The 15,232-nt window shown below is 42.0% G+C and carries 7 protein-coding genes; all 7 read left to right on the forward strand.

Features of this window, described 5'->3' with window-relative positions; translation table 11 throughout:
* Nucleotides 1-162 precede the first annotated feature (162 nt).
* The 7 genes from C7972_RS16495 (at nucleotide 163) to C7972_RS16525 (ending at nucleotide 15,230) form a co-directional block, all read left to right on the forward strand.
* On the forward strand, nucleotides 163-1,713 hold the full coding sequence (locus tag C7972_RS16495; protein ID WP_110357278.1) for a sulfatase: 1,551 nt from the start codon (nucleotides 163-165) through the stop codon (nucleotides 1,711-1,713).
* A gap of 236 nt (nucleotides 1,714-1,949) precedes the next feature.
* Nucleotides 1,950-3,443: a sulfatase gene (locus C7972_RS16500; protein WP_220020921.1), complete on the forward strand. Its 1,494-nt coding sequence runs from the start codon at nucleotides 1,950-1,952 to the stop codon at nucleotides 3,441-3,443.
* Between the two features lie 32 nt (nucleotides 3,444-3,475).
* A complete protein-coding gene (locus C7972_RS16505) occupies nucleotides 3,476-6,043 on the forward strand; it encodes a GDSL-type esterase/lipase family protein (RefSeq protein ID WP_110357279.1) in 2,568 nt (855 codons plus the stop codon).
* A gap of 24 nt (nucleotides 6,044-6,067) precedes the next feature.
* Nucleotides 6,068-8,680, forward strand: coding sequence for a sialate O-acetylesterase (locus tag C7972_RS16510; protein ID WP_110357280.1), 2,613 nt, complete (start codon nucleotides 6,068-6,070; stop codon nucleotides 8,678-8,680).
* A gap of 80 nt (nucleotides 8,681-8,760) precedes the next feature.
* Nucleotides 8,761-11,310 carry a family 78 glycoside hydrolase catalytic domain gene (locus tag C7972_RS16515; RefSeq protein WP_220020922.1) on the forward strand — a complete coding sequence of 850 codons (2,550 nt, stop codon included), beginning with the start codon at nucleotides 8,761-8,763 and terminating at the stop codon, nucleotides 11,308-11,310.
* Nucleotides 11,311-11,395: 85 nt separating this feature from the next.
* The gene (locus C7972_RS16520; RefSeq protein WP_110357281.1) at nucleotides 11,396-13,798 is read left to right on the forward strand and encodes a hypothetical protein; all 2,403 of its coding nucleotides are present in this window, start codon (nucleotides 11,396-11,398) and stop codon (nucleotides 13,796-13,798) included.
* 10 nt (nucleotides 13,799-13,808) lie between these two features.
* Entirely contained in the window at nucleotides 13,809-15,230 is a 1,422-nt protein-coding gene (locus C7972_RS16525; protein ID WP_110357282.1) for a sialate O-acetylesterase, read from the forward strand.
* Nucleotides 15,231-15,232: the final 2 nt, after the last annotated feature.

The raw sequence follows: 15,232 nt of genomic DNA on the forward strand, positions 1-15,232 counted from the left end.
TTTTAAAACATATTTTATAAAGTTTGCCAACCCTATGATTTAGTACTTAGAATAGTCAAAAACCCTATTTTATATCTAACCTAAAAAAGAAGTGAATCGTTTAAGCTTTTTTACAAATTTCAACATCATCGAAAAAAAATATTCAATACCAAACCGATAGCAATGAAACATATTAATCAATTAACAATAATAGTTTTAACCGCACTCTGCTCTACTATTTACTCATGCGCAGAGAAAAGCGGGGCAACGGAGGTCATAGCGCCCAATATTCTTTTTATACCTGTGGACGACCTGAGGCCGGAACTGGGGTGTTATGGCAACCCATATATCAAAACCCCCAATATTGATAAGCTGGCTGAAGAGGGCGTGGTCTTTACCAGGACGTATTGCCAACAGGCGGTCTGCAATCCTTCCAGGGCAAGTTTGTTAACGGGTCTACGTCCAGACTCCATAAAAGTATGGGATCTATCTACAAAATTCCGGGATGTTTTACCTAACGTGGTTACCCTTCCCCAATATTTTAAACAAAATGGCTATACCACTATTGGCTTGGGAAAAACCTTCCATAACGATATACCGGATTCCATATCCTGGACGGAAAGACCTCATCTAAAAGGTTTCCCTTTTGATCCGGATGCAGTATATGCCTCCAAATTAAACTTGGACATACAGGAAGCGAAAAAACAAAAGTTGATCGCTCAAGGAAAAAATAGATTGGATCCCTTAGGCCATTGGTACCTTAAAGCGAATTCTACAGAGAGTGCCGATGTAGAAGACGATGCCTATTACGACGGTGCACAAACCACCTATGCCATTCATAGATTACAGGAACTGGCCATTGAGAAAAAACCATTTTTTCTCTCCGTAGGTTACTACAAACCTCATTTGCCTTTTAATGCCCCAAAAAAATATTGGGACCTATACCAAAGGGATTCCATACCCTTGGCCGATAACCAATACACGCCCCAAGGTAGTCCTGCCTATACCGTTCATGGCGACCAGGAATTAAGATATTATGACGACAACCACAATCTGCCCGCTCCAACAGAGCGGCCATGGGATTTGGATAGGCAACGGGAAGTAAAACATGGATACTACGCCAGTGTTTCATATACCGATGCACAAATTGGCAGAATTATGGACGAATTAAAGAGGTTGGACCTTTTAAAAAATACAATTGTTGTTCTATGGGGCGATCACGGTTGGAAACTAGGAGAACACAATGGTTGGGGCAAAATGTCCAATTATGATATAGACGCCCATGTACCTATGATAATAGGCGGGGCTACAATAAAAGCTAAAGGTCAAAAAAGCAAGGCACTTACCGAACTGGTGGATATTTACCCAACACTCTGTGAATTGGCCGGATTGCCGGTTCCATCGCATTTACAAGGCAAGAGCTTAACCCCATTATTGAACGAACCTGCAACAGCATGGAGTAAAGCGGCCTATAGCCAATTTCTACTCGGAAGATTTGGGCCCATGGAAACTAGGGACCAAGAGCGCATGGGCTATTCCATAAGGACAGATCAGTATAGATACATAAGATGGTATAATTGGGACAAAAAATTAAATATGAAGGGTGAATTTTTGGACCATGAACTATTCGACCATTTTGCCGACCCCCAGGAAAACATCAATATTGCGGATGAGGATCACCTAAAGGAGGAAGTAGCATTTCTAACAGAACAATTACAAAATCAATTTAAATAAAAATTACTTAAATACCACTTGATCCTTAAGCATATGTCCGATATGGAAAATACTGTTTCCCCTTGCCGAAAGTTTAGGGCCATTTACTTAAACCACGCTTAAGTGAATATTAAGGCCTGCCCCATGGAAAGATCAAAAAACATCAATACTTTAAAATGAAGGATACCTTATTCACATTAAATTTAACTTTCCTGATAATAAACATAGGGTAAGGCCATTCCAAATTCGTCAATCATATGAAAGAAGTGCACTTTACCTTTAAAAACACAACAGTTTTAAGTATGATATCACACCTGTTAAAAAGAAAATCTTTATTGTTATTTGCGATTTTCCTTTCTTTAAACCTATATGCCCAAAACAAAAAGCCCAACATTGTGTTTATCCTGGTCGATGACTTGGGATGGATGGATATCTCCGCCAACGGCAGTACCTTTTACGAAACCCCTAATATAGACCAATTGGCAAAGGAAGGAATTCGATTTACACAGGCCTATGCCGCATCCCCTATCTGTTCCCCTACCAGGGCTTCCATTCTAACGGGAAAGAACCCAGCGCGAATAGACCTGACCCAATGGATAGGAGGTCCAGGAAATCCTGACTATAAAAGAAACCTGCCATTAGAGGAAGTACTGTTTCCGGAGCTGCTCCAGGAAGCCGGCTACAAAACTGCCTTTATGGGAAAATGGCATCTTAACAATGTTGAAGGCGAAGGAACCTTTTGGCCGGATAAACAGGGATTTGATGTTAATGTAGCTGGACATTTTAGGGGAGGCCTATATATCAAGAACAAATATTTTTCCCCTTGGAACATTCCCAATTTGGAAAATGGTCCCGAAGGGGAATATATGACCGATAGATTGGCGAAAGAAGCAGTGGATTTCATCGACCAAAATGCAAACGACCCATTTTTGCTGTACTTTTCCCTGTATTCTGTACACGCTCCCTTTGATGCCCCTGCGGATAGGGTTGAGAAATACAACAAAAAGAAAGAAAAATTGGGCCTCACCGATGCGGACAGATTTGCAGAAGAAACCCAAGGAAACCTAACATTTACTTACAGAAAGACCCAAGACCATCCCACTTATGCTGCCATGGTAGAATCCATGGACATGGCCGTGGGAAAAATACTGGACAAAATAAAGGATCAAGGTATAGCGGACAATACCGTGGTAGTTTTCTTTGCGGATAACGGTGGTCTTTCCACTTCGGAAGGCACTCCAACGGCCAACACTCCTTTAAGGGCTGGAAAAGGTTGGCTATACGAAGGGGGCATACGCGACCCGGCCATCATTAAATGGCCTGGAATTATAGAGCCTGGAACCGTTTCGGATGCCGTCATAACCAGTAGCGATTTCTACCCTACCATCTTGGAAATGACCGGGCAAGCTTTAAGACCTGAATTGCACATGGATGGAAAAAGTATTGTCCCGTTATTAAAGGGAGAGTCCAAGGATATCCATGAATCCACTTATTTCCACTATCCACATATATCCAACCAAAAAGGTAGTCCAAGTAGCGCCATTAGGGATGGGGATTACAAATTGATCGTATTTCTCAATGATTATAGGATGGAACTATACAACATTAAACATGATATAGGGGAAAGGAACGATCTGGCTTCGGAATTACCGGAACTAAGGGATCATTTATACAAGAAATTATATAAATGGTGGGATGAGGTAGATGCCAAATTTCCAAAGGAATTTACAATAAAAGCACCGAAGAATTAAATCAATTATACCTTAGAAAAATTCAAGCTCAAATGAAGCAAATAAAACTTATAATTTTATTCTTATTCTTTCTTCCCCTTGTCACTACCAATGCGCAAGAAAACAAAAAAATCAGAGTGGCCTGTATTGGAAACAGCATTACCTTTGGCTATGGAATTAAGGACCGAATAAAGGACGCTTATCCAGAACAACTGTCTCGAATGTTGGGCGATGGGTATGAAGTAAAAAACTTTGGCATTAGCGGTCGCACTCTATTATCCAAAGGCAACGCACCCTACATAGAAACCCAGGCCTATAAAGACGCCCTGGCCTATAATCCGGACATCGTTATCATAAAATTGGGCACCAATGACAGCAAGGATTTTAATTGGATCTACAAAGATGGGTTTGAAACAGATTATCTACAGCTCCTTGAGTCTTTTCAAAATTTAACATCCAAGCCGACCATTTATCCATGCTTGGCCGTCCCAGTTTACGAAAAAGGTAGAAAGATCAGTGCCGAGATCGTAACCAATGAGGTGAACCCCAAAATAAGGGAAATTGCCAAAAAGCAAGGTCTAAAACTTATTGACCTCTATACGCCCATGCTCGGAAAAGGCCACTTATTCCCAGACGCCATACACCCCAATGGTGAAGGAGCTGGAGAAATTGCAAAAATCATCTTCGAAAACCTTAGCGGTAAAAAGGCCGTTTTGGTATCTCAGAATTTTCCTGGCAAAAAATCCGACTGGAAAGGATTCGCGCGATATGATTTTGAATTTAACGGCAAAAAAGCGTTTGTTATAGAACCCAGCAAAACCACACCGGGAAAACCATGGGTATGGAGGGCTCGCTTCCCAGGATGGCATTCAGAAATGGACAGCATCTTACTTTCCGAAGGTTTTCACCTTGCCTACCTAAACACCAACGACCAATTTGGCAGTCCAAAAGCCATGAAATCTTGGGATCGATTTTACAAGTACCTGATCAGATCTCATGATTTTGATAAAAAAGTAGCTCTGGAAGGGGTTAGCAGAGGAGGTTTATTTGTCTATAACTGGGCAAAAATGCATCCAGACCTGGTTAGCTGTATCTATACCGAAGCCCCAGTATGCGATTTTAAAAGTTGGCCTGGTGGATTTGGAACTGGTATAGGTTCGGAAAAAGCCTGGAAAACTTTAAAGGAGGAATATGGATTTAAATCGGATGCCGAAGCCAAAAAGTATGTTGATAATCCCATAGATAACCTTGAAAATTTGGCAAAAGCCAAAGTGCCGGTATTACACATGATAAGTCTTACGGATTCCGTGGTCCCCCCCAAGGAGAACACCTTTCCCTTGATAAACAAATATTTAGAACTTGGGGGCATCGCCACTGTAGTAACCTGTACCGAGGGAAAACAAACCCTTCACGGGCATCACTTTCCCATTGAAACACCAAGACTGGGTGCAGATTTTATTAAGTATTACAGTAAACCGCAAGCTAAACCGCTCGACCCTTCAGCTTACCACAATGTAAGGGAAGGCCTTAAAAACAGTCAGATTAAATTTGAACATGAAAAAAAGGGCAGGGTAGCCTTTTTAGGTGGCTCCATTACCTATAACGGTGGCTGGCGCGATAGTATCACGAATTATTTAAAGGATAGATTTCCGGAAACCCAGTTCGAGTTTATTGCTGCAGGTATCCCTTCTACAGGTTCCACTCCAGGTGCATTCCGAATGGAGCGAGATCTTTTTAGCAATGGGCCGGTAGACCTATTATTTGAGGAAGCTGCCGTAAACGATGCCACCAATGGCAGAACGGATGAAGAGCAAATAAGGGCCATGGAAGGTATAGTACGCCATGCCCGTAACCTAAATCCCGCGACGGATATTGTCTTCATGCATTTTGTTGACCCTGGTAAAATGAAATTATACCGTGAGGGACAAACACCAAAAGTTATTCTAAATCATGAAAAGGTCGCAGAACATTACGGCATTCCTTCCATTAATCTTGCCAAGGAAGTGACCGACAGAATAGATGCAGGGGAATTTACCTGGAAAGATGATTTTAAAAACTTACACCCATCCCCTTTTGGCCAGGGGGTATACGCACGCTCCATGATAGCCATGTTGGAGAATTCCTGGCTAGGACCTGCTGCTGAAGACGATAAAATAAAAAGCCACATTTTACCGGCGCCTTTAGACGAGTTAAGCTATGACAATGGGGTTCTAATTGATATTTCGAACGCCAAAATCAGTGGAGATTGGAAATTGGTACCCAACTGGGAGCCTCAAGATGGGAAGGGAACCCGAAACAATTACACCAATGTGCCTATGCTGATAGGCGTGCGGACCAACGAGGGAAAAGCAAGCCTTACATTTGTTGGAAACACCGTTGGGATTGCCGTGGCTGCTGGACCAGATGCTGGAGTCATCGATTACAGGATTGATAAAGGACAGTGGCGAAAATTGGATTTATTGACCAATTGGAGTCGAAGCCTTCACTTGCCCTGGTTCTTTACTTTGGCCAGTGGGCTGGAAAATAAGAAACATACTTTACAGATTAAAGTAGCGGAAAAGGAAGACCCTAAACGAATTGGCAACACTTGTAGGATACGTTATTTCTATATCAACAAATAAAACACTAATAATTAAGCCTACCCGATGACCAAGCAATCCAAAAACAACTATTACAATATACTTCCCTTTCTCCTAATACTGACACTGTGCCTAAACCTAAAATCTGCCGCCCAACAACCTGTTAAGATCTTTATACTGGCCGGACAATCGAATATGCAGGGCCACGGAGAGATGGAAAAAGGGGAAAAAGGGAACTTAAAATGGGTAATTGAAAACGACAAAAAGGGCGATTACCAACGCCTGGTGGACGAAAATGGAAAATGGTCGGAACGGGATGATGTGTTTATACATACCTGGGATAAATTCGATATAGTTAAAAGTGGGAAATTAAGTGCTGGATACGGTGCCTTTAATACAACTATAGGGCCAGAACTTGGCTTTGGCCATGTTGTGGGAGACCATTACAAAAATAAGGTTCTCCTCATAAAAACGTCTTGGGGAGGTAAGAGCCTTGCCGTTGATTTTCGACCTCCCTCTGCGGTGGGCGAATCGGGATACAAGCGTATTCCCTCCCAACCCAAGGATACCGGGTACTATTATGTTCAAATGCTATCTACCATCCACAATGTACTTGACAATTTACATCAATATGTCCCCGATTATCAAGGAGAAGGTTATGAACTTGCCGGTTTTGGCTGGCATCAGGGTTGGAACGATCGGGTTACCAAGACTGCAAACAAATATTACGAAGAGAATTTAGTCCATTTCATAAAGGATATACGGAAAGATTTGGGAACTCCTACGCTTCCATTTGTAATTGCCACCACAGGCATGAAAGGATGGGCCGACAAAGATCCTAGGGCAATTTCCCTTTTGAATGCACAATTGGCCATGACCAATTATCCTGAATTTAAGGATAATGTATCTGTTGTTGATACTAGGGATTTTTATATAGATATCGAAGATTCCCCATCAAAACAATTTTATCACTGGAATAGAAATGCAAAATCTTACCTTCTTATAGGAGAAGGGTTGGGAAAGGCCATGTTGGATCTAAAGAAAAAACAAACAGCCAACAACATACTTCAGGATACTAGAAATGTTGCCAGCTATGATAGCAAATATCTAACTCCGATCCCTCCCATGGGCTGGAATAGTTGGAATGCCTTTGAAAAGGATATCGATGAACAAAAAATAAAGGAAATAGCCGACATCATGGTAAGTTCCGGAATGCGCGATGCAGGTTATAAATATTTAGTTCTGGACGATGCCTGGATGGCCTCTGAAAGAAACGAAAAGGGACAATTGGTTGCCGATTCCATAAAGTTTCCTGGAGGCATGAAGGCCATTGGAGACTACATACACAGCAAAGGTCTTAAGTTCGGTATTTACGAATGTAGGGGCGATCTAACCTGTCAAAACCTACCTGGCAGCTTTCAACACGAACAAACGGATATGGATTCCTTTGCGGCTTGGGGCGTGGATTACATTAAATTGGATGCCTGTTTCGCTAGAAAAAATGGAAGGTTATCTACGGAAGATTTGGACGTTTACCACAAGGCGATCCTTAAAACAGGAAGGCCAATGGTTTTGAGTATTTCCGATTTTGGAAGTGGTGCCTGGGCCTGGGGTGGTAAAAATTATGGTCAACTTTGGCGCACCTCCATGGACATCTATCCAAGAATACAATCCGTCTACCGTTGTGCGGAAACCTCTGGAGGTAACGGAGCCATTCACCCAGCATTTAAAGGATTATGGCAATTCGCTGGACCGGATAGCTGGAACGACCCGGATATGCTTCAGGTAGGCAATTTAAAAAGCACTATAGAAGATAAGGCCCATTTTAGTCTGTGGTGTATTTTGGCTGCCCCCATAATGGCCGGAAATGATTTACGATCCATGTCCGACGAGGTTAAAAACATCCTTATGGCACCTGAAGTAATCGCCATCAACCAAGATTCCAGGGCTCATCAAGGGTTCAAAGTGTATGACAAGGACAGCCTTGAAATATACAACAAGCCTTTATCCGATGGAACTACTGCCGTATTAATGCTCAATAAAGGTGAAAAAAAATCGGACATCACCCTACAATGGAATCAAATAGGACTAAGCGGCCCACAGAATGTGAGGGATCTTTGGCTAGAAAAGGATCTTGGCACATTTGATGGTTCCTTTACCGCAAAAAACCTTGGAAAACACGAACATCTTTTACTTAAAATAGGGCGTATTGGAAGCGCCCCTGTTCCCGGCCCAACGCCCGTACCGGAAGAAAAATACACTGTTACCCAAAAGGGAACCACCTACCTCAGTGATATTTACTATATGCTTAAAAAAGGAAATACACCTAGAGAGGACAGAACCTACCACGGTAAACCGATCAAGATAAGCGGAAGGAAATACAAAAAAGGACTGGGTATGAAAAGCAATTCGGAGGTTATGTACCGACTTAATGGCAAAGCCGATCGTTTTCAGGCGATAGTCTCCCTAGACAAAAATTCCCCAAAAGGGGCCACTGGCAGGTTTCAAATTATGGTGGAAGAAAAGTTTGGTGGCCGCATCATTTTTGATAGCGGAAATATCAAAAAAGGAAAAGTCCAAATCGACATAGACGTAAGTGGCCTTGACTTTATTCTCCTGGATTTCTCTGGAAAAAAAGTATTTGGCAATTGGGGCGATGCAAAAGTATTATCCCATTAAACATTTAAAAACATTCATATCTTGTTACTATACCTTTCAACGAGGAAATTAAAAACCAAAACTATCGTAAAAAATATATTATGACCAATAACATCCTAAAATCGAAAATCAAGGACCATCGTTACAATCTGATCCTAATGATTGCCATCCTAGCCGGTTGTCAGATAGCATTGTTTGGCCTTCACAACACCACGGACCAAAACAACAATTACACTGGGGAACTGGCTACAACGTATTTCAGTGATTTCGAAAACAATCCCCAACTGTATGAGAAGGCATCTTTACCCTTGAGTTCCAAGGATTTTGATAATGCCTTATGGATTACGGATAACCGCAGTCTGCCAAAAAAGGATTCGCTTTTCTATCTGGATCACCCCGCTCCCATTTTTAGAAAGGAGTTTAAAGCCCAAGGCAAAATTAAAAAAGCTACCCTTTATATAACTTCTGCAGGTTACTATAAAGGAAGTATAAATGGCGAACCCATTGGTAAAAACGTGTTGGATCCTGCTTGGACGGACTATAGCAAAAGAACGTATTACACAGAATATGATATCACTTCCCAGATCAAAAAAGGAAACAATAGTCTTGGTGTCAGTTTGGGCAATGGTTTCTACAATCCTCTTCCTTTAAGAAAATGGGGTAGAAGAAATTTAAGGAAAGACCTTAGTGTGGGCAAACCAACTTTTATCGCCAATCTTGTATTGCAGTATCAGAACGGTGATAGCCAAAGTATTATCACCGACAGCTCATGGAAATTTTCCTATGGGCCTATTATCAGGAACAGTGTTTATTTGGGAACTGTGTATGACGCCAGACAGGAAATAAAAGGTTGGCAACTCCCTGGCTTTAAAGACTCCTCTTGGAAACCTGCCATTGTAGGCAATAGCCCAGGTGGGGACCTACAAAAAGCTTTTTTTCCCCCTGTCCAAGTGACCAGGACCATAACCCCCGTCGCTGTTACTTCCCCTGAAAATGGAGTTTACCTAGTGGACATGGGCGTAAATTTCACAGGCACCTATAAGATTAAACTATCTGGAAAAGTAGGCGATACCATCACTTTTAGGTTTGGAGAGCGCATTTATGATGATGGCAGCCTAAACCCAATGACTACGGTAATCGGTCAAATAAAAAGGAAAGGTGTTGGTGGACCGGGAGCTCCGGAAATTGCTTGGCAAACGGACACCTATGTTATTGGGAAGGATGGCTCAGCCTGGTTTGAACCGGCATTCACCTACCATGTTTATAGATATATGGAAATTAAGGGGCTCCATAAAGCTCCTCAAATTGCGGACGTTCAAGGGCTGGCAATACATACCAATGTTGAAGACGCCGGGGACTTTACCAGTTCTTCCGAACTATTCAATAATATTCAAGAGATTACAGAAAGAACCTTCTTGTCCAATTTGGTCAGTGTACAATCAGATTGTGCTGCACGGGAGAAATTTGGTTACGGTGGCGATTTAAACGCCACCAGTGAATCCTATATCAACAATTATGATATGCAAGGTATTTACCGCAAAACGGTCTACGACTGGGTAGACGCCATGAAAGATTCAACTTTTGTGGACACGGCCCCTTTTGCAGGCGTAGAATATTGCGGTATTAGCTGGGAGTCTGCCTATCTTACTACACAGTATTACCTATACCTTTATTATAATGACACCGAATTTGTAAAGGAATTATATGACAAGAATGTACAATGGATGGAAAAAGTAGCCAAAATCCATCCAGAGGGAATGGTGAACAATGGCCTTAGCGACCATGAATCCCTAGCACCTGTCCCTGTGCAATTAACTGGAACTTCGCATTATCTCCAATGTGCCGAAATAATGGAAACATTTTCCAAGGTGATGGGCAACAAATACAATGAAGACCGATACCACAGTCTGGCAAAAAAACTTCGTGGCCTTATAAAGTCCGAATTCTGGGACAAACCTGTAAATAGGAAGATAAACCGTCAGACCCTTTTTTCCACTTTGTTATATCACAACATTGTACCTGAAAAAGAACTTGGTGCTGCCAAGGACTCCTTACAAAAAGCTTTGTACAATGGCCCCAATGGTCATCTTAATACTGGGATTTTTGGCACTAAATACGCCCTTGAGACCATTTCCAAATATATTTCACCAGAAGAAGTCTTCAAGGTGGTGAACAGTACGGAATTTCCTGGTTGGGGCTTTATGATAGATAACGGAGCCACTACCATTTGGGAGACCTGGAAGGAGAGTGATGGTGTCTTCTCCAACAACCACCCTATGTTCGGATCTATTACCGAATGGTTTTATCGGTGGCTTGGGGGCATACAACCTGACCCTGCAAATCCGGGATTCAAAAAATTCATCCTATCTCCCACCACCCCTGATGGCCTGGAATATGTGAATACCCAATATGAGTCACCCTTTGGCACCATAGTATCCAATTGGAAAAAGGAATCGCTGGATAGCTACCGTTATGATATGACCATTCCCCAAAACAGCATTGGTATGGTTCATTTAAAAGAGGTTTCATCCAAAAAAATAAGGATTACCAAAAATGGGGTATCGCTTAAAAACAGCAGCATAAAAAATCTGGAAACAGGAGAATTTGAACTAGAAGCAGGTGTTTACTCCATTGTTGTATCACAAAAATAATAACCATAATGTGCTATCGCTTTAATGTTTAGGTCAAAGCACCTTGGCCCGTATTAAATTGACAGACAAAACACCTATAATCCACATGAAATTGTACACTACTGCAATTAAAAAGCAAATTGTAAACTGTTTATTACTCTTGCCATTTTGGACCATGATGGCCCAAAACAATATTTCTGCGGGGGCAGATGAGCGCACCCCTTCCAGAGCACAATATTTTAGTTGGATCAATAATACCAATGAAGGTGCCACAGCGGAACATACCAAGATCAATCTGGAATTTTTTGGTTGGCTTAAAGAAGATTATGGGATGCAATTGGATATTTACGCCTTGGATGCCGGGGCCATAGATGGCAAGAATTTTTATGGCAGTATTTATTCAGATCGATTTAAGAGGCAATTTCCCAATGGCTTTGACCCTATTTACGAACAAGCTAAATCCTTGGATATACGCTTAGGGGTCTGGGGCGGACCAGATGGGTTTGGAGATACGCCAGAGGAAGAAAAGGCACGAATAGACCAAATGGTAAAATTGTGCAAGGATTATGATTTTGCTCTTTTTAAGTTCGATGCAGTCTGTGGTCCCCTACGCCCTGAAAAAGAAGATGCCTTTATTAAGTTAATGCAACAGGCTCGCGAACACAGCCCAGACTTAATCCTATTAAACCACCGTCTAGGCTTGGATAAGGCCAAACCTTACGCCACTACCTTTCTATGGGGAGGCAATGAAACCTACATAGACGTTCATATGGCGAATACCATGACTGCTCCACACCATAGAGCACAAGCTATGTCCAGAGGGCTTGTTCCCAATTTACAGCGACTAACGGAAGACCATGGTGTTTGTATATCATCCTGTTTGGATTATTGGGAGGATGATTTAATACTACAATCCTTCAATAGAAGTCTAATTCTTTCACCAGAAATTTATGGAAACCCATGGCTTTTGAATGACGATGAGTTCTCTAAATTGGCCCAAATCTACAACCTTCATAAGAAATACAGGGACATTCTTGTTGATGGAAAAATACTTGGTGATTCCTATGGGCCCAATGCCGTTGCTAGGGGGGATGGTAAAACCCAAATAGTAAGCCTTAGAAATTTAAATTGGGAACCGGCAACCTATTCCATGACCCTAAATGAAGAGATAGGTCTTAAGGCCGAAGGGGATATAACCCTTCTTCAATTACATCCTACCGAAAAATTGATCGGCACCTTTTCCAAAGGCGAAACCATTCCTGTTGAAGTAGTCCCTTTTAGATCGGCCTTGATCTTGGCAACCACAGAAGAATACCAGGACCCCATTATTACCGGGGCCCACTTTACAACGATAAGAAATATATCCGATGCGCCTATTGAAATGGAAGTATTGGGAATGCCAGGAACCACCACCAGCATTGGGCTATTAAACCAGGACCAATATTCTTCCGTTGAAATTAACGGTAAAAATGCAGATCGCATACTGAAAGGTAAAAAACTGAAACTCCATTTTCCCGGGGAAGAATTAAAACAAAACTTTCACCGCCCACTAAATCCGTTTGAAGAGGTTCCTATTCCTGAAGATATTGAATCCCTATACGAAGCCACGGTTTTTGCTGCGGACAACAATGCACTGGAAGTAAGGTCCTTGCAACGGTCTGGAGAAACCAACTTCCCGGCAGTAAAAGCGGCCCGTGATGCATTTTTTAATCAAGAAGCCTTTGTTAATAGAGGTATTTGGGACAAGAATTTATTCGATGGCAATTTGGAAACCGGATTTTGGCCACAAAAAAAATATCGATTGGACACCCGTATTGAGGGAGGCACTTTACGCTTGGATCTTGGAAAAATCACCCATTTGGACAAACTTATAATCACTGTTCCCAACGAATTTGCCCTACAGCCTATACTTGTTGGAGAAGGCAATTTTGTTGAAATCTCTACGGATTTGGTACACTGGGAAGAGCTCACTTACTTGGCTGGAAAGCAATCGGAAATAAGCATAGGAAAGAAAGTGCGTTATCTAAGGTTTAAAAATTTCCCTCAACAAATTGTAGAGATTGAAGGTGTGGCCAACGGACAAAAATTGGATAGAAGTTTATGGAGGGCCTCCAATCTCTTTGCACATTCAAGTATGAAAAAAGCGAAAAAAGTATGGAAGTCCAAAATAGTACTGCACCAAATAGCCGAGGGTAGTTATCTCTCCGTAGCCCTAAATGGAAAACATGGCATTGAAGGAGCCTATGCCGCGGCGAAAATGGGCAATAAATATATAGGATCTCCTGATAGGGCTTCATCCTACCCTGCCAATAATTGGGAATTTATGACCTCCCGTCGAGACAAGAACTATACCTATTTTATCCCCTTGGACAAAAGTATGGAAGGAAAGGAAATAGAAGTTTTTGTAATGGGATATGATATGGACAACCTGGATTTTGATCCGGAATTGTACATCACTGCCTACCCACATCCTTGGAAAAAAATAAAACTCACCCTTAATAAAAAGTAGCCCCCTACCTATGTTCTTAAAAACAGCTTTATACCATACACTGATCCTTTGTCTTCTGGGGCTGCCCCAACTCGCCAAAGCAGAAGTAAAACTACCAGCAATTTTTGGTGACAATATGGTACTGCAACAACAAACGGATGCCGCTATTTGGGGAACAGCTTTGGCCAATAAGACGGTAGAGGTTAGCACCTCTTGGAATAACAGAACCTATTCCACCAAAACCGACAGTACAGGAAAATGGAGGTTAAAGGTCCATACCCCCATTGCAGGAGGCCCCTATGATATTACCATAACCGATGGCACTCCCTTGAAGCTCTCAGATGTCCTTATTGGGGAAGTATGGGTGTGTTCTGGTCAATCCAACATGGCCATGACCTTTAAAGGATTCCTAAACCAGCCGGTATTGGATGCAAACAAAACAGTTGCCCTATCCTCCAATAATTCCATTCGTCTTTTTACGGTCAAAAGAAAGGCCAGCCTTTTAAAATTGGAGGATTTATCCGGGGAATGGCTAAAGAGCAATCCTGAAAACGTTTCTAATTTTAGCGCTACCGCCTATCATTTTGGTAAAATGCTACAGGAAATACTACAAGTTCCCGTAGGCCTCATATGTTCTAGTTGGGGAGGAACACGGATTGAGCCATGGATAAGTAAGGATGGGTTGGAGGAATTTGAGTGGGTTCCGGAACCAGCAGTGGATAAAAAAGGCAAGGTAACACATAGAATACCAACCTCCCTGTTCAATGGAATGATAAACCCATTGGCCGGTTATGGCATTAAGGGCGTCATCTGGTATCAGGGAGAATCCAATAAGGCGGAATACAAGGAATACGAAAAACTACTGCCTGGTTTAATAAACAATTGGCGCGCTGAATGGGACATTGGTGATTTTCCCTTTTACTATGCCCAAATTGCACCTTATAATTACAATATACCAGGACTAAATTCCGCCTTGCTAAGAGAGGCCCAACTAAAAGCTTCCACTGCTGTAGAGAACACAGGAATGATCAGTTTAATGGATATAGGGGAAGAGAAGTACATTCACCCTGCCAATAAACAAATTGGAGGGGAACGTTTTGCTTATTTGGCCTTGGCCAAGACTTATAACATAAAGGGAATAGCTTATTCCGGTCCCGTTTTAAAAGAAATGAAAATAGACGGCCCCATGGTTAAACTGAGTTTTGACCATGCCATTAATGGCCTAACTACCTTTGGCAAAAAATTGACCCATTTTAAGATAGCCGGAAAAGATAAGCGCTTCTACCCTGCCCACGCTACCATTAATTGGCAGGGCATTACCCTGTTTTCGGCCTTTGTGCCCAACCCTGTGGCTGTTAGATATGCTTTTGACGACTTTGTGGTAGGGGAACTCTATAACAATGCAGGCTTGCCAGCCTCTTCCTTTAGAACCGATGATTGGGAGGTGAAGTAGCC

The organism is Arenibacter sp. ARW7G5Y1 (assembly GCF_003201775.1).
Lineage (GTDB): Bacteria > Bacteroidota > Bacteroidia > Flavobacteriales > Flavobacteriaceae > Arenibacter.